General features: G+C 42.1%; 19 protein-coding genes. 8 read left to right on the top strand and 11 right to left on the bottom strand.

Annotated elements, in window-relative coordinates; genetic code table 11:
* Positions 1-68: 68 nt before the first annotated feature.
* Genes LX64_RS12630 through LX64_RS12620 form a run of 3 tightly spaced genes read left to right on the top strand, consistent with a single transcriptional unit; the run spans position 69 to position 5,556 of the window.
* Positions 69-1,349 (top strand): TolC family protein, encoded by a 1,281-nt coding sequence (locus LX64_RS12630; RefSeq protein ID WP_111598009.1) that lies wholly within the window; start codon positions 69-71, stop codon positions 1,347-1,349.
* 12 nt (positions 1,350-1,361) lie between these two features.
* Complete coding sequence (locus LX64_RS12625) at positions 1,362-2,447, top strand: efflux RND transporter periplasmic adaptor subunit (protein WP_111598008.1); 1,086 nt, start codon at positions 1,362-1,364, stop codon at positions 2,445-2,447.
* Between the two features lie 10 nt (positions 2,448-2,457).
* The gene (locus tag LX64_RS12620; protein WP_111598007.1) at positions 2,458-5,556 is read left to right on the top strand and encodes an efflux RND transporter permease subunit; all 3,099 of its coding nucleotides are present in this window, start codon (positions 2,458-2,460) and stop codon (positions 5,554-5,556) included.
* A gap of 93 nt (positions 5,557-5,649) precedes the next feature.
* Here LX64_RS12620 and LX64_RS26030 read toward each other — a convergent pair whose 3' ends face one another.
* The 11 genes from LX64_RS26030 to LX64_RS12570 form a co-directional block, all read right to left on the bottom strand.
* Complete coding sequence (locus LX64_RS26030; protein WP_158538607.1) at positions 5,650-5,826, bottom strand: hypothetical protein; 177 nt, start codon at positions 5,824-5,826, stop codon at positions 5,650-5,652.
* A 30-nt stretch (positions 5,827-5,856) separates the two neighbouring features.
* Complete coding sequence (locus tag LX64_RS12615; protein WP_111598006.1) at positions 5,857-6,657, bottom strand: hypothetical protein; 801 nt, start codon at positions 6,655-6,657, stop codon at positions 5,857-5,859.
* Positions 6,658-6,685: 28 nt separating this feature from the next.
* Positions 6,686-8,389 carry a type IV secretory system conjugative DNA transfer family protein gene (locus LX64_RS12610; RefSeq protein WP_111598005.1) on the bottom strand — a complete coding sequence of 568 codons (1,704 nt, stop codon included), beginning with the start codon at positions 8,387-8,389 and terminating at the stop codon, positions 6,686-6,688.
* Between the two features lie 889 nt (positions 8,390-9,278).
* A complete protein-coding gene (locus LX64_RS12605) occupies positions 9,279-9,821 on the bottom strand; it encodes a YbhB/YbcL family Raf kinase inhibitor-like protein (RefSeq protein ID WP_111598004.1) in 543 nt (180 codons plus the stop codon).
* Positions 9,822-9,905: 84 nt separating this feature from the next.
* Positions 9,906-10,757 (bottom strand): helix-turn-helix domain-containing protein, encoded by an 852-nt coding sequence (locus tag LX64_RS12600; RefSeq protein WP_111598003.1) that lies wholly within the window; start codon positions 10,755-10,757, stop codon positions 9,906-9,908.
* 192 nt (positions 10,758-10,949) lie between these two features.
* Positions 10,950-11,663, bottom strand: coding sequence for a DUF4625 domain-containing protein (locus LX64_RS12595; protein WP_111598002.1), 714 nt, complete (start codon positions 11,661-11,663; stop codon positions 10,950-10,952).
* Positions 11,664-11,702: 39 nt separating this feature from the next.
* Positions 11,703-12,185, bottom strand: a complete 483-nt coding sequence (locus LX64_RS12590) for a DUF4625 domain-containing protein (RefSeq protein WP_211324800.1) — start codon at positions 12,183-12,185, stop codon at positions 11,703-11,705.
* Positions 12,186-12,202: 17 nt separating this feature from the next.
* Positions 12,203-14,629 carry a TonB-dependent receptor gene (locus LX64_RS12585; protein ID WP_111598000.1) on the bottom strand — a complete coding sequence of 809 codons (2,427 nt, stop codon included), beginning with the start codon at positions 14,627-14,629 and terminating at the stop codon, positions 12,203-12,205.
* Positions 14,630-14,840: 211 nt separating this feature from the next.
* On the bottom strand, positions 14,841-15,215 hold the full coding sequence (locus LX64_RS12580; protein ID WP_148707298.1) for a hypothetical protein: 375 nt from the start codon (positions 15,213-15,215) through the stop codon (positions 14,841-14,843).
* Between the two features lie 518 nt (positions 15,216-15,733).
* Complete coding sequence (locus LX64_RS12575) at positions 15,734-16,051, bottom strand: hypothetical protein (RefSeq protein WP_111597998.1); 318 nt, start codon at positions 16,049-16,051, stop codon at positions 15,734-15,736.
* The gene (locus LX64_RS12570) at positions 16,048-16,629 is read right to left on the bottom strand and encodes an RNA polymerase sigma factor (RefSeq protein WP_111597997.1); all 582 of its coding nucleotides are present in this window, start codon (positions 16,627-16,629) and stop codon (positions 16,048-16,050) included. Before LX64_RS12570 ends, LX64_RS12575 begins: the two co-directional genes overlap by 4 nt.
* Positions 16,630-16,766: 137 nt before the next feature.
* Between LX64_RS12570 and LX64_RS12565 the strand changes: the two genes are divergently transcribed.
* From LX64_RS12565 to LX64_RS12545, 5 genes are all read left to right on the top strand, one after another.
* Entirely contained in the window at positions 16,767-17,099 is a 333-nt protein-coding gene (locus LX64_RS12565; protein WP_111597996.1) for a DUF6249 domain-containing protein, read from the top strand.
* A gap of 303 nt (positions 17,100-17,402) precedes the next feature.
* Complete coding sequence (locus LX64_RS12560; protein ID WP_158538606.1) at positions 17,403-18,584, top strand: acyltransferase family protein; 1,182 nt, start codon at positions 17,403-17,405, stop codon at positions 18,582-18,584.
* 9 nt (positions 18,585-18,593) lie between these two features.
* Entirely contained in the window at positions 18,594-19,073 is a 480-nt protein-coding gene (locus LX64_RS12555) for a GyrI-like domain-containing protein (protein ID WP_111597994.1), read from the top strand.
* 140 nt (positions 19,074-19,213) lie between these two features.
* Complete coding sequence (locus LX64_RS12550) at positions 19,214-20,713, top strand: DUF1254 domain-containing protein (protein ID WP_111597993.1); 1,500 nt, start codon at positions 19,214-19,216, stop codon at positions 20,711-20,713.
* A gap of 109 nt (positions 20,714-20,822) precedes the next feature.
* Entirely contained in the window at positions 20,823-21,344 is a 522-nt protein-coding gene (locus tag LX64_RS12545) for an RDD family protein (RefSeq protein ID WP_111597992.1), read from the top strand.
* The last annotated feature ends 18 nt before the right edge of the window (positions 21,345-21,362 follow it).

Raw genomic sequence — 21,362 nt, 5'->3', positions numbered from 1 at the left:
TAGGCTACAAAACCCTTTAATCTTCGATAAATAGCTTTGCAAACATTCGTCAATGTTATTTATTAAAGATGATCAAAACCTACTTAACAGGGCTTCTCTTGCTACTCGCACATGCCAAGTTGGCTGCGCAGGATAAGGTCGATACGGTACGACTAACGCCCAATGCGGCAGAGAAAATATTCCTCGACAACAATCTTCCTTTGCTCGCCGAAAAACTAAATATCAAGCAGGGCGAAGCAAAAATTCTGCAAGCTAAGGCTTGGCCCAATCCAACGTTTACACTCGATGAGCTACAAGTGTATAAAAATGCCACAACAGAAGATATCCCACCTGTTGTTGGCAACTTCTGGCGCGATCGGAATTTTGCATTTCAATTCGAACAACTTATTCTTACCGCTAGGAAACGACAAAAAAATATTTCCCTAGAAACGCGTAACAAAGAGATGGCTGAAATCGCGTTCACAGATTTATTGTATGCCTTAAAGGCTGAATTCAGGCAAACGATGTTTGAAATCCAATACCTCCAACAAATCAGTAAAAGCTATCAAATCCAATTAATAGAGGTTAACAAGCTACTTGCAGCGCAAGAAATCCAATTTAAAAACGGGCATACCTCGCAGGCCGAGTTATTCCGCTTAAAAGGCCTGGCGATTTCATTAAAAGGAGAACTGAATGAGCATGGGGAGGAATTAAATGCACTACAGAAGTCGCTCAAATCGATGATGAACGCCAACCCACATTCCTTTATCATCCTGGAAGATGCGTTCAATACCCAAACGATCAACCATATACGGGCTATTGATTTAGCCCAAGTATTCTTACAATCGAGTCAAAACACAAAGCTCATCGCCGCCAAGCAACAAGTGAAAATCGATGAAGCGCAACTCGCCATAGAAAAAGCAAACCGCGTACCCGATGTGAACTTGATTGCCAATTTCGATAGGGCCGGTAGCACCATGAGAAATTTCGTAGGCCTTGGCTTTAGTGTAGATATCCCCGCCTTCAACCGCAACAAAGGCAATATCCGCGCTGCGCAGTTCGAAGTACAAAAAAGTAATCTCTTCCAACAAAATACAGCCAACGAATTACAACATTCATTGGTGCAACACTTCACCGATCTACAACAAGCCATGCAATTGTATACATCAATCGACACCGATTATATGCAGAAGTTGGACGATATGACAAGCGCCATTGGAAGGAATTTCGCGGCCCGGAATATTAGCTTATTAGAGTTCCTCGATTATTACGAGTCGTTCCGGGATAGCAAAGAACAGTACTACGGTGCTATCAAAGACATTCTCATTAAAAAAGAAAATCTCAATTACCTCGTCGGCGGCGAACTATAAATCTATAATACCATGATCAAATACCTATCATTCATAGCACTTTCATCGGTTATATTACCGGCTTGCACACATTCCGTGGCAGAAGAAAAACACGATGACAATTATTGCCTCGAAGCAGCTTTCAAAAAGAACTTGGAGTTTGTTACAGCTACGAAGCAACCTGTTACCCAAAGCATCCATTTAACCGGCACCGTGGAAGCCAATCCCGATAAGGTAATCAGCATGAAAAGCCTCTTTAGCGGGGTCGTTACCAACACTTACTTTGCGATAGGCGATAAAGTAACGAAAGGACAAATACTGGCAGAAATTAGCAGCACGGAATACAGCTCGCTCAATGCCGAACTGAAAAGCATTGAATCGCAAATGAATGTCGCCGCAGCAAAACTGAAGGCCGTAGAAGCCATGTTTAAAGATGGTATTGCCTCGAACCGCGAACTACAAGAAGCGCAAAGTGAACTAGATATTCTGCAAGCCGAAAAAGCGAAAACACAAAGTAACCGGAACCTATACAGTGCGAATAACGCCAAACAAGTATTCCAAGTAAAAGCCCCGGCCACCGGTATTATTACCCAAAAAGATATTGCCACCGGCATGCAAATACAAGCCGATAGTAACGATCCCATGTTCACCATTGCCAACCTCGACGAAGTATGGGTGATGGCCAATGTATATGCCAGCAATTTGGAGAATATCCAAACAGGCATGCCCGTAGAAATTACCACCGTGTCGTACCCGGGTGAAGTATTCCACGGGAACATCTCCGTGATGTCTCAAATCCTCGACGAATCGTCTAAAGTACTAAAAGCACGGATCGTGATGCAGAATGCCGATAGAAAGCTGAAGCCCGGGATGTTGGCCGATATTATGGTAAGCAAAGCACAAGGCACTACAGCCATTGCAGTACCTACCGCGGAATTAATTTTCTCGGATAATGAAAACTACGTAGTGGTATATAAAAACGATTGCGATATCGAAGCCCGCAAAATTACCATTTTGGCGCAAAATAGTTCGCAGGTGTTTGTGTCGGAAGGTTTGGCGGAGCATGAGAAAATAATCTCTAAAAACCAGTTACTAATTTTTAACCGTATTAAACGCTAATTGGAGTAACATGCACAAATTTGTACAAAAAGTCGTTGCCTTTTCTCTCAAAAACTCCATCGCGGTTTTTTTCCTCACGGGTTTACTCGTTATTGCAGGCGTGGTGTGCTACATCCATACCCCCATTGAAGCCTACCCCGATGTAACCAATACCCGTGCCCGCGTAATTACACAGTGGCCCGGCCGTAGTGCGGAAGAAATTGAGAAGTTCGTTACCCTGCCCATTATGCGGGAATTGAATACAATTCCCAAGAAATCGGGTGTAAGATCCATTTCATTGTTTGGCTTGTCGGTCGTAACCGTTACGTTCGACGATGATGTAAACGACTTCTACGCCCAACAATATGCCGCCAACCGTATTCAAAAAGTAGATTTACCTGCCGGTGCCTCCGCCGAAATAGAACCGCCTTCCGGTGCTACAGGAGAAATTTTTAGGTATGTATTGAAAAGTAAGCGCCCGGTAAAGGAATTAACCGCTTTGCAAGAATGGCTCGTTACACGCGAACTTGTGGCTGTGCCAGGTATTGCCGACGTGGTAACTTTTGGCGGGGAAGAAAAGATCTACGAAATAAAAATCAACCCTACCGAACTCGCTAACTACGATTTATCGCCCTTGGATGTATACGAAGCCATTTCGAAAAGTAATATCAATGTAGGTGGCGACGTCATCGAACGGGGCGATCAAGCCTATGTTGTACGCGGCGTTGGGTTACTAGAGAAAATCGACGATATAGAAAACATCCTCATCGAAGTAAAGAAAGGTGTGCCTATCCTCGTTAAACACGTAGCAAAGGTGGAAATAACAGCTAAGCCACGCCTTGGCAAAGTAGGTTTACAAGACAACGACGACCTCGTACAAGGCATTGTACTAATGCTGCGCGGCGAAAACCCCAGCGATGTAATTGCCCGTTTAAAAGTAAAAATCAATGAACTCAACGAACGCGTTTTACCGAAAGACGTGAAAATAGAGCCATTTATCGATCGTACCGAGCTAGTGAACACAACTGTTCACACGGTCACAAAAAACCTCGTAGAAGGCATTATACTCGTTTCTGTGATCGTATTTATCTTCTTGTACAACTGGCGTTCAACTTTAATTGTTGCGTCGGTGATACCACTTTCGTTCTTGTTCTCGTTGATTATGTTACGCCTCCAAGGCTTACCCGCCAACTTAATTTCCATGGGATCACTCGATTTTGGGTTGTTGCTGGAAGGCACCTTGGTGATTGTAGAAACCGTGTTTGTGGCCATGGCCGTGAAGGCTCACCAAGTGGGCATGACACAGTTCAATAGCATGAGCAAGCTCGGCCTTATAAAACGTAGTGCCAGCAGCGTGGCTACGTACATTTTCTTTGCGTTGCTGATATTGATTGTTGCTTTACTACCGATCTTCTCGTTCCAAAAGGTAGAAGGGAAAATGTTTTCACCGCTGGCATTTACGTTAGGGTACGCGTTGTTAGGATCGCTGATCCTGAGTTTAACCTACGTACCGGCCATGTCTAAATTACTGCTCACGAAGAACATTGTGGAACGTGAAAATAAGATATCATTGTTCTTCCGTTCTAATCTTTACCGTTTATACGAGCTAAGTACACGCTACAAACGCACTACGATTGCCGTTTTTGTGTTGTTGGTTACATTGTGCGTAGTGCGTTTTGCTTTCTATGGATCAGAATTTCTACCGAAGTTGAATGAAGGTTCTATTTATGTGCGGGCAACTTTGCCGAACAGTGTCAACATCAAAGAAACTTCTTCCATAGCCAAAGAAATCCGCGATAAGATTAGGGCAATCCAAGAAGTTAAATTTGTGCTAAACCAAGTAGGCCGCCCGAACGATGGTACCGATCCAACCGGGTTCTTCAACATCGAATTCCATATTCAACTGCTACCCGAATCTCAATGGCAGCGAAAAGTGAAGAAAGATGAATTGATTGCCGAGATACGCCAACTGCTACAGGCTTACCCGGGTATTGTATTCGGGTTCAGTCAACCTATTCAAGATAACGTAGAAGAATACGTAGCAGGCGTAAAAAGCTCCTCGGTGATTAAAATATTTGGCGACAACCTTGAAGATTTGGAGCGTTATGCCACGCAAGTGGCCGATGTTATCAAAGATGTACATGGCATTGAAGACGTAAACGTGTTTAAAAACATGGGCTTACCGGAATTACGTATCAAGCTCCACGATTCTAAGATGGCCCGGTATGGTATCGATATTGCCGATGCACAAGCAGTAGTAGAAATGGCGATTGGCGGTCGTGCCGCTACTTCATTCTACGAAAATGAAAGAATCTTCGATGTACGTCTACGGTTCGACCAAGCCTACCGCGATAATGAAAGTAAAATCGGCGACATTCTCATTCCATCCAAAGACGGCAGCCAGAAAATACCTTTGAAGGAGATCGCTACGATTGGTTACACAACAGGCCCTGCATTTATTTACAGGGAAGGAGGCAGCCGGTATATCGCCGTTGGCTTTAGTGTGGAAGGAAGAGATTTGGGCAGTACCATTGCCGAAGCACAAAAGGTAGTTGCCGAAAAAATAAAACTCCCCAGCTTCAACAAAGTTGAATGGGCCGGCGAATTTGAAAGCAAAGAAAGAGCCACCAAGCAATTGATGCTGATTGTACCAATTTCCCTTGTGCTGATCATGTTCTTACTCTATATGAACTTTAGGGGTAACATTAAAGACATGCTTATTTCCTCAGTTACCTTGCCTTTTGCCTTTGTGGGTGGATTTATATCGCTTTGGATAACACATACCGTATTCGGCATTTCCGCAGGCATTGGGTTTATCATCTTGTTTGGCGTAGCCACGATAGATGGTATTGTATTAATTGGCGTGATCCGGGAAAACCTGCAACATAGGATGCCATTACGCGAAGCCATATCCTCCGGCGTACATAGCCGCATTCGCCCAATTGTAATGATTGCTTTAATGGGATCATTAGGTTTATTACCGGCGGCATTATCGACCGGGATGGGGTCTGAAGTGCAGAAGCCATTAGCCATTATGATTGTGGGAGGATTAATCATTTGCATGTTGCTATCGCTCACTGTATTACCGCAGATTTTCTATTTAGTATACCGCAAAAAAGAAAAAGCTTGACCTAAGCTGTTTCGCTTGTTTTCGTAATGAAGAAACGGTTACACCCATTGGTGTAACCGTTCTTACGTATGACTGTACTTAATAGGGAGCAAATTACCGTTTGCTACGAACAATTTTGCGTAACCAAAAGAAAAGCAATACACCGCAAATCAACGTACCTAGTACAACAATATACAGCGGAAATGCTTGGTGCTGCCAAATTAGAATCGCTGGAATAGCGATCAATAACAAGATGATAAAGCTTGGGGCATCTAAACGATTGACTGGCATATAAGAAGAATTAAAATGATGAATACTATTTTAACGATCGCGATCACGTTCTTGTCCACGGCGTAATTCCTTTTCACGCATAATTTGCTCTAATCTCATGGCACGTTCGGCCTCTTCTTTGCTCTTTTCTACCTTTTCACTCATGAGGCTCTCTCCCATTTCCTTATAATTTACTTTCGGTAAATCATCCAACGTTTTGCGTTTATCTTGCTCCGCTGCTTTCTCCGCTTTCTTTTCCGCTATTTCAGCCTTCTTCTCTTCTTTAGCTGCTTTTATCTCTTCCTTTTCAGTTTTCTGCTCGTCTTTCTCCTGCTTCTTTTCCTCTTTCTCAGTCTTCTTTACCGCTTCCTTGTCCTTCTTAGTTTCATCTTGTTTACGCACTTCTTTATTTTCTCTTTTCTCAAACTCTTCCACATTTCTTACGATAGCAGCTACTTCTTGCTTTTTTAGCATGTTTACCCTTTCTGGGTCGGGCGATAAGGCCCCTAATGCTTCCATCGCAGCAGGTATAACCTTATCCGGGTCTTTTAGGTTTTTCTTTATGCCTTCTATCTCTTGTTTGGCTACTGCCTTATAATCGCCTATTTTATCTTTCAACGAACGGTTAGCTGCTTGGTAGCGTTGGGTATTCTTTTCCATATTAGATCGTACCCTATCTAACTTTTCCTGCAACTCTTTTGCCTGTGCTTTAAGTTCGTTTACTTTTACTTCGTTACCCTGTATGCTTTTCGCTTGGCGTAACTGGTCTTCTGTTTTCTTAACCTGGCCTTGAATGGAAGCTTCTTCATGACGAAGATCTTTATTCATGGCAATCCATTCGTCTCTTGTCATGTTTGAATAATTTTAACTTGGATGAAATTTATTCGTAAACGCGTGGCGCTGGATCAGCTTGTTTTATGTAATACTCGTGCCAGCCATCTTGTGGTAGGTTGCCCGATTTGATGATCTTGGCATTTTCTTTTGTTAGTTCTGGATGATCGTGGCTAATTCCTTCGAACATGTTCCTAAACCACGGTTGTTTTTTATGTACGAAACGGTGCCCCTCCCCGATATAGAAAATCACTTCTTTCGCTGCTTCTATTTCATCGGGCGACACTAAATCTTTCTCATATGTTTGCCAACTGTTAGAGGTGGTGGTGGAAGATGAATCTCTACTACTAGTATGGCCATGCGTTCTAACCAACTTCGAAGCCGTTGTTTTACCATAGGCTTTACTGAAATATTGGGTAGTGTATTGATCTTTCATACCACCGAAACACAACAACAGGGCTGCATTCCCAATGAAGGTATTCATACCATCTTCGCCGTAAATTTCTTTGATTTGGGAAAGATTCTGTGCAAAGAACCACATCACAATATTCTGGCCACGAGCGAAGGCGAAGGCTTTTTGTACGTCCTTCATTTTACCCATCACGGCGAATTCGTCGAGCATATAGGTAACACGCTTATTGGGCTTGGCATTACAAGCACTGAGGCATAAACCAATTACCATGCGCAACCAAGTGGAATGGGTTTCCAAGTATCGTTCTGGAATAACTATATACACCGTGGTTTTCCCATCCGTTAAATCAAAGGGGTTAAAATCCGATGTTTCTAACGATCGGCGCAATTGCGGGCTTTCAAATATAGAAGTAGCGGTTTGTGCCGTAGATCGAATGCTAGCCATCGTAGAGCCGCCCGCTTCTTCTAAACCTAAGAATTCTTGGGATGCAATGCTAATAATACCATCATCGGCAGGATTATCGCCCATCTCAAGCAGCAAAGCCGTCCAATCTTTAGCTGAATAACGGAGCATCTTGTACAATGTCCAGAAATTATGTTCATCGGGTGGTAACCATGTAATAATGTGCATCATCAATGTTTTAATCAATGTGCGGCTTCTATCATTCCAATATGGGTCTTTATCACCCGGGCGATCAGGCACGAGTAGGTTGGCCACTTGCTCGCAATTATCACGCAGTTCTTCCACATTCATTTTGATAAAATCAAAAGGATTAAAACCGGCGGCCTCAATACCATGACGCGCACCAATGCGTTGTTGTTCTCCCCAAGGATCGAGGATGTACACATTTTGCCCATATTGTACTTGTGAACGAGCGGTAATGCAAGCATTCTCTCCCTTCGGATCGGTTACTACAAACGAACCGGTGGGTTCATTCAATAAAGTAGGTATAATTAGGCAGGCACCTTTACCAGAACCTGTACCGGCCACTGTAATTAGATGCCCTTGTTTTGGTCGCACCAAACCTGCTACACCGAGTACTAACCCGGCTGAAGCCTTATTGGGGTTATTGGCTAAATAAAAATCGTCAAAACTGGCCCAATGTGCTGATCCATGATCGGTGTTTCTGCGGGTAGGTCCTTGTGTAGTTGTTCCTTTGAAAAGTTTACGCCCGAATCGAACGAGTAAAAATAAAAATACGCCCCAACCAATTAATCGATAAATGAGGCCACCTGAACCATTGTAATCATAACGTGTTAACCAACTTACGATTGTACTATAGAGATAAAAAGCAAGCACTAAAATGCCTATCCGTACGAGGTACTTCTTGTTCTGCATCATGAGGTATAAAGGATTTTATATAAGGGGATAATTTTGGCGTTACACAGTTAAGCTAATGTAAAAAACAATTTATTTCCATGCTATACCCATTTATCGTAATCAACTCATTTAAAGTTAGTTACAACTAATTCTCTCGTATAAATACAGTGGACAAAATGTATACATCATTCATCAGCACCACATGGTTAAATATTTCTTTCAATTGAATATTATGACAAACTATGATGTATAAATTTTTTATGCTAACCTTCCTTCATGCTGAATAGTTGATTACGTAATTACCCTTAACTTTGATATATCAATAAGCGGTACAAATAAAGCGTCACTCAAACGCTTGTATCATCATAAGAACGTCAACACTTATTCACTGTAAATAACGCCCCTATCTCCTTTAAATACCAACCCGGTATTTTGCCAGTGGTTTTACTGTAATTTCAAGCTACCTTCCTTGTGCCTTCCATGTAACTTCCATGTAGTTTTCAAGTAATTTCCATGTAATTCCATGTAGTTTCCAAGTAATGACCCTATCTCCACCCTATCCTTAGCCTATCTAAAGCCTATCCTAAGCCTATCTCGAGCCTATCTCCACCCTATCCCCCTATCATATAATTACTTATAAATCATACTGATACGTCTAAAAGTGCTACAACCAGTACTTACAACTTGTTATATCTTAAGCATTTAGGAGATATTGAGGCATTCATGAAGTAGTAATTACACGTGGAATGCCTAGTATTTACACGACTCTTTAAACGTACGCAATACGCTATACACGGATGGAATTACATGCTTACACTAGTACGCAAACCATGTACGAAGATATTATGAATTAAAAAGCCCCGCCATTACATAGAGTAATGTGCGGGGCGGAAATAACCTGGTTAGCTAATTATTTCTTTTGCCCGTATACAACGATAGAAGCTTGTTCAATTGTTGCAAAATGGAGATTATAACCTACAAAGGCCGGTGTTGCATTTTTATCCAAATCCAAACGCTTATTCAGTGCAAATACCGTAATTAAATACCTATGAGGCGCGCCTGCGGGAGGAGCAGCTCCTCCATAACCAGCAACACCGTAGTCAGTTACCGATTGAACAGTACCCGCCGGCATTAATTGCTTGGTTATATCGCCTGCGCCGGGTTTTAATTCACGGGTATCGGCCGGTAAGTTAAATACTACCCAATGCCAGAAGCCACTGCCTGTTGGGGCATCTAAATCGTACATGGTAACTGCGAAGCTTTGGGTATTTTTGGGGGCATTTTCCCAGTATAATTGCGGGGATTGGTTTTCGCCTTGGTAGCCGAAACTATTGTAATACTGTTTGTTGGTGAATTGCCCGCCTACTTCGTTGCTTTTTAAGGTAAATGTTTGCGCTTGTGCCGATGCTACGCTAGCCATGATGGCTACAAAGAAAAGAATGGATCTAAACATGATGATCGTTTTTTGTACTACAAAGCTACCTGTGTTATGGTCGAATGAGCTGTAGCTAGGTAGTCAAAAAATGTAGGTAATCGATCAATGATTGATTTGATATTGTTTGGGAGTAGTGCCGTAAAATTGTTTGAAGGTTTGTATGAAGCTAGAAAGATTTTCATACCCCAATTCATCGTAAATCTCGCTTGCTTTTCTACCACTATTCAACAACAAACCCGCAGCGCGTTCCATGCGTTGTTGTAAAAACCATTGTCGTGGTGCCACTCCATATAGCTTTATAAATTTCCTTTTGAAAGTCGACAAGCTCATGTTGCACAAAAAGGCTAACTCCTGCACGGAAATGGCCGTATCGATATTGGCCAATACAGCACGACGGATTTCATTGTCTTCTTCCCACTCCATAGAAAGGTGCTTAAAGTACGTCACAAGGGGCGGGTATTGCGTACACAAGTACAGCAATATCTCTTGTACCTTCAATGCTAACATATCAGCAGAACGCTTACCAGGCAAATGTTGCAGCGAAGTAACAAATGATTGTACATAGGTATCGTACATGATCGCCCTAGGAAAACGATCGACCATATCTGTTTCACGAACTTTCACCGTTGTAAAGTATTCGCTAAAGAAATTTGATAAAAGGGTATGATGAAAAAACAACAAGCAGCTATTATACCGGCCATCGTGTGCTACCTTCTCACTCATCAAACAATTCCCCGCAGGCATAAACAAAAACGCCGATGGTTCAATTTTCAATATACCTCCCGGGTGATGCACAATTTTCTCTCCTGCTTGTAGAAAACTAAATAAGTGCCCTTCTACAACAATGCGCGTTTTATGACTCGCTTTATCAGAAGCGTAGTTCAAACAACCAATCGTCTTATTTTCATACATCGTTCCCCGTGTTAAATCCCCGGGCAGCATAAACTCCATCATAATCAACCTTTTTCAAAGCTACCAATACGTACATCCCTGCTAACAGGGTAGTATAAGCGATAAATGTACAAGTAAATGTAGGCAATAATACCCGGTTAACCGTTCAAAAAGTGTGGCTAATCGTTCATAAAAGAACAAGGGCAGCCCACTCTTAGCTGCCCTGTTCATTTTTACAATCCTACCTACTCAAATCTATTTATCAAAATGTTCTTCGAACTCCATCGATTTACCAGCCTGGTCTACTACTTTAATAAATACGTGGTAATGACCGGCAGGTGCCTCGCCTACATGAATATGCTTGTGCAATTTGTAGCTTGTTTGTCCCACCATGGCTTCATCTTTGTATTCAGTAGCCTTCGTCCATGCTCCTTTCACTGTTACCGTAATGCTTGCAATTTTCTTTGGTGCTGCCACCTGCGCATCTACATGCAAATCATCTTTTGCATCATTTAAGCTCACGTGTATACCTGTTACATTCGGTAGATCTACATTCGCTTGGATATCTAGCTCACCATCAAACGTAGTTTGCTGCCCTTTTTGATCTTTTACAACCAGTTGGATGTGATATTTCCCTACAGCCGCCGTTGCTGGAATATCGATATGCTTGTGAAAATCTGCATTCTTTGTACCGGCAAAACCTTGTGTATACGTAGAATCATACTTCCAACCGGTATTGCTGCTTGCTTGGAAAATTCTTACTTGGATGCTCGCGATATTGTTGGCCGCTTCAATTTCTGCATCTAGGTGAAGGTCGGCTCCTACATAAGCGATTTTGCTGTTACTGTGCCCAATTTCAGTTACATTCAACGTGGGTTTACTTGGCACAGGATCATCGTCTTTGCTACATGCAAACAAGAAAACGGACATACCAATTGCCATGACGATTTTGCCAATGTTAAACTTCATACTTTTAAATTTTAATGATAAACTGGTGAAACAATATTGTTACTTGATTTTGATACTAATACCCCGCATCGTTTGCCAACCTTCTTGGTCGGTTAACCGAATCATAAAATGATAATCACCTGCATCTACATGTGCCGGTATATCAATTTCAGTAGTGGCTACAAATTCCCGCCTACCCGCCGGGATAGCATAATCCTTGATGTACAACATCGGCGTAACAGGCACTTTCACTGCATCTTCCTCGCAAGCCTTAACCTCCGTACTATGCGTGTGATGATCGAAATTGTGATGAATGTCTAGGCTGTATGAACCCAGCGCTTTGTTATCCGAAAACTTTGCTTTAAACACAAATGGTTTTCCCCTTTCCACCACGGCACATTGTACCGGGGAAGCCCCCGCAATACCGAGATCGATGGTTGGATAAGTTGTATCCGTTTCTACTTTGTCTTTGTTACAGGCAAATAGCATCCCTGTCGCAAATACCAGTACGCAGTACGACAGGTTTTTACGTGTCATTTTCATGTATAGCATTATTTTAATTACGAACCTTTTGCCTCTTCGCTTCTCTTGCGCCAAGTAAATGGCACTTGCAGTGACAGCACAATATTTCTTCCCATTTCCGGCAGCTCTATTAGTCGATAGAAACTTGTATGATCTAAGTAACGGGTGTTGAATAGGTTTTTTATTTGAAGATGAATATTGATAGTTTGTTCTTGGCAGCGAATAGCAGTACCGGCATTGAAGCCGAACAATTGGTAGGATGGTGTTTTCCTTTCTGGCGGTACAACCCGGTTTTGTGCAGCTACTGCCCGGTATTCTACACCAACATAAGTATCCTTCATGCCTTGTTTAAAAGGTATATTGTATTGTAATGACAATAGTGCAGAAGGTGGTGGTGTAAATGGAATAGTATAACCTTTCTTCGCACCTGATAATTGCTCGTTGTATAAATACTCTGCCGCAAGCGTTGCTTCAAACTGTTGACTGAATGAATACTGAGCTTGCATTTCTGCGCCGTAGCGTACTACTTCACTTTGTGCATAGTAGAAAACCTGGTTACCGGCGCCATACCTATAATCGTGTGCCGATGTTGGGTTTAGGTAGATGTAATTAGGAAAATAATTGAAAAAGGGGCTGACAGTTATATGCATTTTTTCATCTTTCCAACCCAAACTAATATCTGCTTGGTAAGAGCGTTCGGGTGATAAGGTAGCATCACCTTTCTCATACCGGAAGTAATGATAGTTCACCCCGTTAGCACCCAACTCCTTCGCTATTGGCATCCTGAAACTAGATCCTAGGTTAGCCTTCATGAAAACGCGCCCCGGTTCATAGCTTATACCTACCGACCAATTAAGGCTCGCGAAACGACGGGAGATAGCTGTTGAGCGGACTAAATACTGTTGCGATGTATCGCCGTTTTCTATTATTGCAGAAGGAAACCAATCGGCATATTCTTCAATCTTAATGCGCCCCAAGTCGTAACGCAAAGCACCATGCAGTATTACTTGGTTATTCACCCGCCACTTATCGTATACATATAAGCCCCCTTGCCATTGTGTGAAAGCCGGGATCAAGAAACTCCAACCATCAATTTGATTATGTTGCCATTCGGCATTCGCACCAATCGTGAATTGGTGTTGTCCAACCTTCCATTCGTCTTTAAGCGCAGTTGTGAATACACTCTTCTTATACGACCTTTCTAATGTGGCGGGCGTAGCGCGATTGGTAGGGTAAACAGGCGGCATATAACCATGATTAACATAGTGGTTAAACTCTTCCCGGAAATTATGCTGAAATCCATTTTGCCATTCTATATGATGTTGTTGTAGGTTGAAGGTGGTTTTGTTAATGATTTTGTGGTGGGTAACTTCTTGTGCAGGCATTTGAATATCCCGCGAAGAACGATCATGTAAATTGTGATTTACCCTACGGGGCTCTAAACCATGCGCATTGGCAAAAAAGCCGCTCTTATTGTACACCCGGCTGATGTAGAAAATGGATGCCAGTTTCTTGCCTAACCAACCTGTGCTGAGATGTATGTTCCGCTCTTTACCCGCCGTATTGCGCACATGCTGTTTATATAATGGAACGGCGTAACTGTATACATGTACAGTATCGGCAGGCACCCTAAAATCACCATACTCCGACAAGCTAAACCTACCTGTTAAGAACCAGCGGTTCGTTCTTACATAGAAGTAACCAGAAGCAGCCCACTGCCCGTTGTTACTTTTACCGGCCAAATCGATTGTGCCACCCATTGTATGTGCCAATGGCAGGGAAATAGGCTTAATATCAATCGCTCCACCAATGGCATCAGGTCCATACATGAAAGAAGCGGGCCCTTTAATAATTTCAACCTGTCCCGCAGCGAATTGATCAATCTCTAATCCATGGTCGGCTCCCCATTGTTGTCCTTCATGTTTCACACCATTTTCTACGACCATTACTTGGTTAAACCCTAACCCACGAATTAAGGGTTTCGAATTACCGGCACCAATCCCAATCGATTTAACACCGGGTAGTTTATCCAATGATTGCATTAAGCTACCGCCTAGGTTTTTACGTATAAAATCGCTTTGCACAATGGTAAGGTTCATGGCACTTTCTTGCACCTTTTTGGTACTTACACTTTCGTGTACAGCAATGCCATGTAATGTTGTTAATTGCCAAGCGAGCGTAATATCTTGCTCATAATGAATAGCCTTACATAGCTGCAATCGTTTTGAGAATAGCTGCAAGCCGGTATGGCGCACATACAATACATATTGGCCGTATGGGATCGCCTGGAATGTAAACACTCCATGCTGATCCGTAGTTGTATAAAAAGTACTATCTACGTGCACCATCGCATTCGGCACAGGCACACCTTGTAACAATACACGGCCACTCAATTGGCTCGATTGCGCATGCAGTATGGATGAAAAACCTATAAACAATAAGCAACAAACAAATAATCTTGACATAGTATTACCAGGCCATTCAATTATACTATCATCTACCTGGTAGATTATAGTAAAAGAATAGCTAATAGCAAGTCATACTATAGCATTACATTTCTTTCGAAAAGTATGCATACGGTACTTGCCGGTTAATGAAATAAAAAAGTAATAGAAAACGAGTGCACAATAGGCGATATCACCAATACAATGCACCAAGCAGAATTGACATGTAGCACTAAGCCTGTGGTGGGCCTTGAATAGAAAAGAAATACCGGGGAGAACTATGTTCTGCTACGCTTATATACGTATGAACGATAGTAGAAAAAACTGTTTCGTAATGATGTGCTGTATACGATTGCTGTACAATAAAAGGCGAATGATGTTGGTTTACCACGTGATGACAATGGCATTTCACTGTATCCTTGGTAATTTTAATTCCCTCTTGTAAATCGTGTGCAACGTAGGTATGGTCGTGATTCCCACACATCGCATGCAGCAATTGGTTCGGTACCTGGCTAACTGTAAACAGTAGCAAGATTAAGCCGGCTAATAGGCTACGATAGTAATGTGTATGTTTCACTAATTGCAACATCGATGCAAATTTAAGCATCTTGTTATATTATCCAAATGTTTTCATGAATTTGATGATTATTTTTTCCATACAGCTTATCGACTCAGAACAACAAAATAAAATGGACCATCACCTCCAACAGTAATGGCCTATTTTCTTAGGACACGATGATGGTTATTTTTCGGCACTTCCACAACCATCGCCTTTCAGTTGACCTTGACAATGAATTGAGAGATACACTTATCTTCCGTCCCTTCACATTCACTGTTCCAATTACACAACCATCACCTGTCAACATCGTTAGCACCCATTGTTCTCGGTTGGCTATTGGCTATTACTTTAAAGTAAGAGCGGTTAGCAGCTTAAGGCACCTCTTACTACTCCATCACATTCACAACTTTCTTCATCATCCAAACAATGGTTACCACAGCAGCTAAACTGTTAAGCATTCGGCACTGCCTCACCAAAGGGTGTTTTACATAGTACCACAAAGCGCTGACAGTAAGGACTGTTACCTAGCATTCCATCTATTGACAAGCAAGTTGCATTCCTATTCGCTACTCCTCCATCACATTCACTACTTTCTTCATCATCCATACAACCGCAGCTACAGCAGCTAGGCTAATAAGAATGGTGCCAAATACCACGGGCGGTAAATAGCTCCAGCCTAATTGACATAACACCACGATATTCAACCCCATCAATACCCATAGGGTGATCTTTCCCAATTTCCAATTCACAGGGGGGCCTGTACGCAATTGAGCTTCACGGGAGGCTATGATATTAGCAGAAAGTCTTTCTGCAAAGCCATTGGATGGCACTTCAGCGCCATGTGCTTGTAATATCTTTTTAAGATCATCATTATTCTTGCTCATAATAGATCTTTTGTTTCGTTCGGTAATATTAATTGAAAAGTAGTGGCTAATTGTTGCCGGCTTCTTAAGAGCCGCATTTTTACAGCCGATTTTTTAAACCCAGTAATCGTACATATTTCAGGAATAGTTTTATCCGCCATGTAAAACAACTGTACAACAAGCCGATCTTCTGCGCCTAGCCTACTTAATGCCTGCTGAACATATGCCTTTCGTTCGGTTGCCCGAATGGTATCCCAACTTTCCAGCTCACCGGGTATTTCATAAGCACCCGGGTCTAGCACATCACTTTGTATTCTCTTCTTTCCTTCCAAGGCATTCAAGGCCGTTCGGTATACAATACTGTACAACCAAGTGGAAAACTTCGACGATTGCTTGAAATCTTGTAAGGCCCCAAAGGCTTTTAGAAAAGCATCTTGTACAATCTCCTCCGCATCTTCCCGGCTACTTACAACATTCATCGCTAGCGTTAAGGCTAGTTCGCTGTAAGTAGTTACCAATGCTTTTATAGCCACCTGGTTCCCCATTTTGGCTTGGGCTAACAACTCGTCCTCATTCGTATGAAACTTTCGGTGCTGCATGTCTAAATTAGACAGGCAAATTGGTGAAATGGTCACATGAAATCAAAAAAAATAATAGTCAAAAGAAATTTAGTCAAAATTGTGACCATTCTCTATTATTCTTTGTCTAATGTATACATACTCTAAATTACATTATCATGCAAATCACTTCCGCTGCTGTTTTAATTGCTATGGCGCTTACCATTTTCAGCCTTTGCTACTACTATTTTACAACCCGTCACAAAGAACGCCTCACCTTGCTAGAAAAAGGTTTACCCGGCGATTTCTTTAGTAAATACTTCAATTTCCGTCCCTTTCTATTAGTATCCGGGATTGTATTAATCAGTATTGCCCTAGGCACTGTAGTGGGCCTCGTATTACAAGCATTACTACCTACGGTTAATTACCTAGCCTTGTCGTTCGCGTCTATCTTAGTGTTTACAGGCTTAGGATTAATCGTATCCTACTTTGTGCTACCTAAAAAACGATAACTATGCAGCACCTTTTTCGAACCCTGGGTTTTGCTTCCCTTGGCATCTATTGCTCAAATAACATAAGCTATAGATGACCTCATGCAATCGCTGTTTCCTGCAACAGCGCCTGGTTGTGTATTATTTTGATTGGGAAAGGGAGCAATATCTTATTTAAAGATTAATGACGCTATAAAGAAACGTGTCTAACAAATAGCGGTGTTTCTTCGTTGATTGGTTTTGATTTATTGTTTTTTTACCAGCCAAGTTATCTAACCCTATTTTTTCTTAGCAAACATGCAACATATTTTATATTTTAATAGCATGTCTACTCTTGTAAAAAATAGGGTGCTGTGGGTCGATCATCTTCGCTCTTTCATCACCATTTTAGTGATTGCCCACCATGCCTCTTTAGCGTATACCACGTTTGCGCATTTTGAACCGGCGGCTTATATTTCATCAACAGCGCCTATTGTAGATGCCCAACGCAGCAAAGTGCTCGATATTTTCGAAGATTTCAATGACGTGTTTTTTATGTCGTTGATGTTTTTAATTAGCGGGATATTTGTCACTCCTTCCTTGCTAAAGAAATCACAACGCAAATTCTTACACGACCGATGGAAAAGATTAATGATTCCATTTATCGTAGGTGTAACCCTCTTAATGCCCATTGCCTATATCCCATCTTACATAGTTGCTTATGGTAAATTTGATCCTATCCATTTTATCAAAGATTATGTTACTGTTGAAGGCTGGCCGGTTGGGCCACCATGGTTTATTTGGGTATTATTTGCATTCAACCTCGTGTTTGCTTGCATCTTCCCTTTTATTCGAACGACTTGGGAAAAGTTAGGAAATCGAATCGTCGCTTTACAAGGAAATACATTACTGTTTCTGCTGGTTTGGTTTGTTTTCACGTGGCTATTATACGTTCCAATGGTTATGCAAATAGATGCCGGGAAATGGGTAGGTATTGGACCATTGATGTTCCAGTATAGCCGAATTTTACTGTATGCAGGCTACTTTTTACTTGGCACCATAATAGGCACCAAACCTTTGCAAGAAGGCATTTTAGGTAACCACGCTACTTGGTTAAACAAACCCATTTTCTACGTTATACTAGGCATCGGTGCGTATGCATTCCTCAAATACAGCGAAGGACCATTAACACGAATGATGAAAGATGGCACAATCACTGAAACCGCTGCTTATTGGATATACCGTTCTTCCTGGACACTCTCATGTGTAGCCAGTTGTTGGATGTTCATTGTACTATTTAAATTTTTCAGTGCCCGTGAAAGTCTGTTTTGGCAAAAGATGTCGCCCAATGCTTTCGGTATGTACCTTGTACATTACATTTTTAATTGTTGGTTGCAGTTCAGCTTAATGAATATTGCACTTCATGCCATCATAAAATGGTTAATCGTGTTTGTGGGAGCTACTGTTTTAAGTTATGGTTTGATGGTGCTAGCGAGAAAGAATAAAGTGATTGAAAATATTATGTAGTTTTGAAACATGGAACCCAAGCTGCAAACAATACAACAAAAATTACTCGTCGGGAAAAGCATGGAAATGTCTTTAGCTACGAATCATACACGTACCTTATGGCAAAGCTTTATGCCTCTCCGTAACAGTATTCCCAATACCGCGGGTACTACACTATTCTCTCTACAAGAATACGATCCCGCTTACTTCACTCAATTCCATCCCAACCGCCTGTTCAAAAAATGGGCACTCATCGAAGTAACCGATTTCACAGCAGTACCTGGCGGTATGGAAGCGTATACTTTACCGGCAGGAGACTACGCTGTTTTCAGTTACAAAGGGAACGCTACAGCGGCAGCTGGTATTTTCAATTACATCTTCACGGAATGGTTGCCTGCATCGGGATATTTACTCGATAACCGCCCCCATTTCGAAATGCTCACCGAAAAATATAAGAACGACGATCCCAGCTCTGAAGAAGAAATTTGGATACCCATTCAACGACCATAAAAAACATCGGCTGCCTACAACAAAGGCAGCCAATGCATTGTTTTACATTATCAGCCTAGGCTATTCTACCAGCATTCATCATCAATTCAAACACCACAAGGTGACATTTACCCATCCAGTAAACGTAAATTGTTTTGATCATGAATCAATTACTGCAAAAGCCCCTACTCGCCTTATCATGCTTGGCTTTTTCTTCTACTGTTTTGATCTCTTGCCAAAATAACGGCACCACATCAAAACCTTCTTCCAACAATAACTCCGATACGGGCTACGCCTTCAATGGCGGCTACCCTTCGGAAGAAACCATTCAAAAAGTATACGACGATATCGACTTAGTACGTGCTATTAATGCGTATAAGTTCTTTTATCCAAGCGTATCGGGGTATGCCATCTTAAAAGGAAACTTGGACATTGGGGTTACACCCAACAAAGTATTTGGCAAAATGGACACCAAACCCAAACATGTTGGTTTCACATTGAATTCAGATACACCCTACGGCCCCATTCTCCTCGATTTGTCGATCGGCCCCATTGTTATCGAATTGCCCCCTGCGCCATTAATTGTTGCGGCCATGGATCTTAACCAACGCTGGGTGGCAGATATGGGTATCCCAGGTCCAGACGAAGGCAAAGGAGGCAAACACCTTATTCTTCCACCAGGTTACAAAGGTGATATTCCTACTGGTTATCACGTTTGGCATTCCTCTTCCAACAACCTCACAGTAGGGGCGCGTTCCTTGCCTATTAATGGAGATGTGGCAGGCGCTATGAATAGGCTAACGGAAATCAAGGTATACCCACTCGATCCTAAAACGCCATGGACAACGCCTACTTGGCCTGACTTAACCCCCAAACCTAATAATACAACCCCGCTTGCATGGGAAAACAATATTCAATACTGGGAAAAACTGGCTGAGCTCGTGAGAATGGAACCTGCTTATCCCGGCTACGCTAATAATTACGGCGATTTAGCGGCTTTGGGTATCACGAAAGATCAACCATTTAAACCTGGCGATCGTATGAAGCGCATTCTTGAGAAAGCAGCTAAAATTGCAAATGGTCAAATGCGCGTTACCTCCTTTGCCGATCGTCGCCCCGATGCTGTTGTATGGAAAGATCGTCAATGGCAATGGGTAGGTTTACGCCCAGAAAATGGCGACTTTGCCACACCTAATTATACCGACATTGAAGCCCGTGAAGTATGGTTCTACCAAGCAATTGGTGCATCTCCTGCTATGTTTCGACGCAAAGCCGGAACAGGCTCGCTTTACTGGCTAGGAATGAAAGATAATAAAGGCCAATATGTTGATGGTGCTAATACCTATAAACTGGTCATTCCTCAACCCGTTCCAGCCGGTTTATTCTGGTCGATTACGATCTATGATGCAGAAACTCGTAGCCAAATAGATACCGATCAAGGTTACGCCGCGTTAAGGTCATTATTCGAACTGAAAGACTTCTCGAAAGACAAAGAGGTAGACCTGTACTTCGGACCGAAAGCCCCTGCTGGGAAAGAGAAACAATGGATTAAAACCATTCCTGGCAAAGGCTGGTTTGCTTATATAAGAATTTATGGTCCTGGCGAAGCCGCCTTCAATGGTGCTTGGAAACCAGGCGATTTCGAACAAGTGACCAATTAAATACTTGCATTATTTCATCATCTGAAAAGGGAGCTGCTGTAATGGGAGCTCCCTTTTGTATTTTGGAGCAAGTTTTGTAGATGAATGGTAGATCAATCCCCAACGCTTTATGTCAAATTCCACCAGCCTATTAAAGCCTCGTTTAGTGGCAGGCATGATCGATTACGCCATCATTGTTATGTATATCATTGCTATCGCTATTATTTCTAACATATACCATTCCATCACCCAACAAACACCGCAACCGCTGCCACCTTTACAAGGTGAGTTAATGGGATTATTCTTACTCATCATTCCCGTATTTTGTTATTTCTTTTTCACAGAAAGCAGTAGCCGTAAAGCCAGTATCGGCAAACGCTTGCGGGGTTTACAAGTAATCTCTAAAACGGGCAAGAAAGGCATATTTTGGCGCAATGTATTGAAAGTACTTCCATGGGAAATAGCGCATAGCGGGGTACATTGGCTCTTTTATTACGATACACAAAGTAAAATCACACCTTTCTTTGTGTATATTCTGCTAATATTACCTATGGTGATTGTAATATTTTACGCCGTTAGTATTATTTTATCGAAAGGACATAGTAGTGTATACGATCAATTAACGAAAGTGCATTTGGAAGCACGCATATAAATATAGAAGCCCGGCTAA

This window comes from Chitinophaga skermanii (assembly GCF_003259335.1).
GTDB lineage: Bacteria > Bacteroidota > Bacteroidia > Chitinophagales > Chitinophagaceae > Chitinophaga > Chitinophaga skermanii.
The sequence above is the reverse complement of the archived record's forward strand: the minus strand, read 5'-3'. Positions and strand labels throughout refer to the sequence as shown.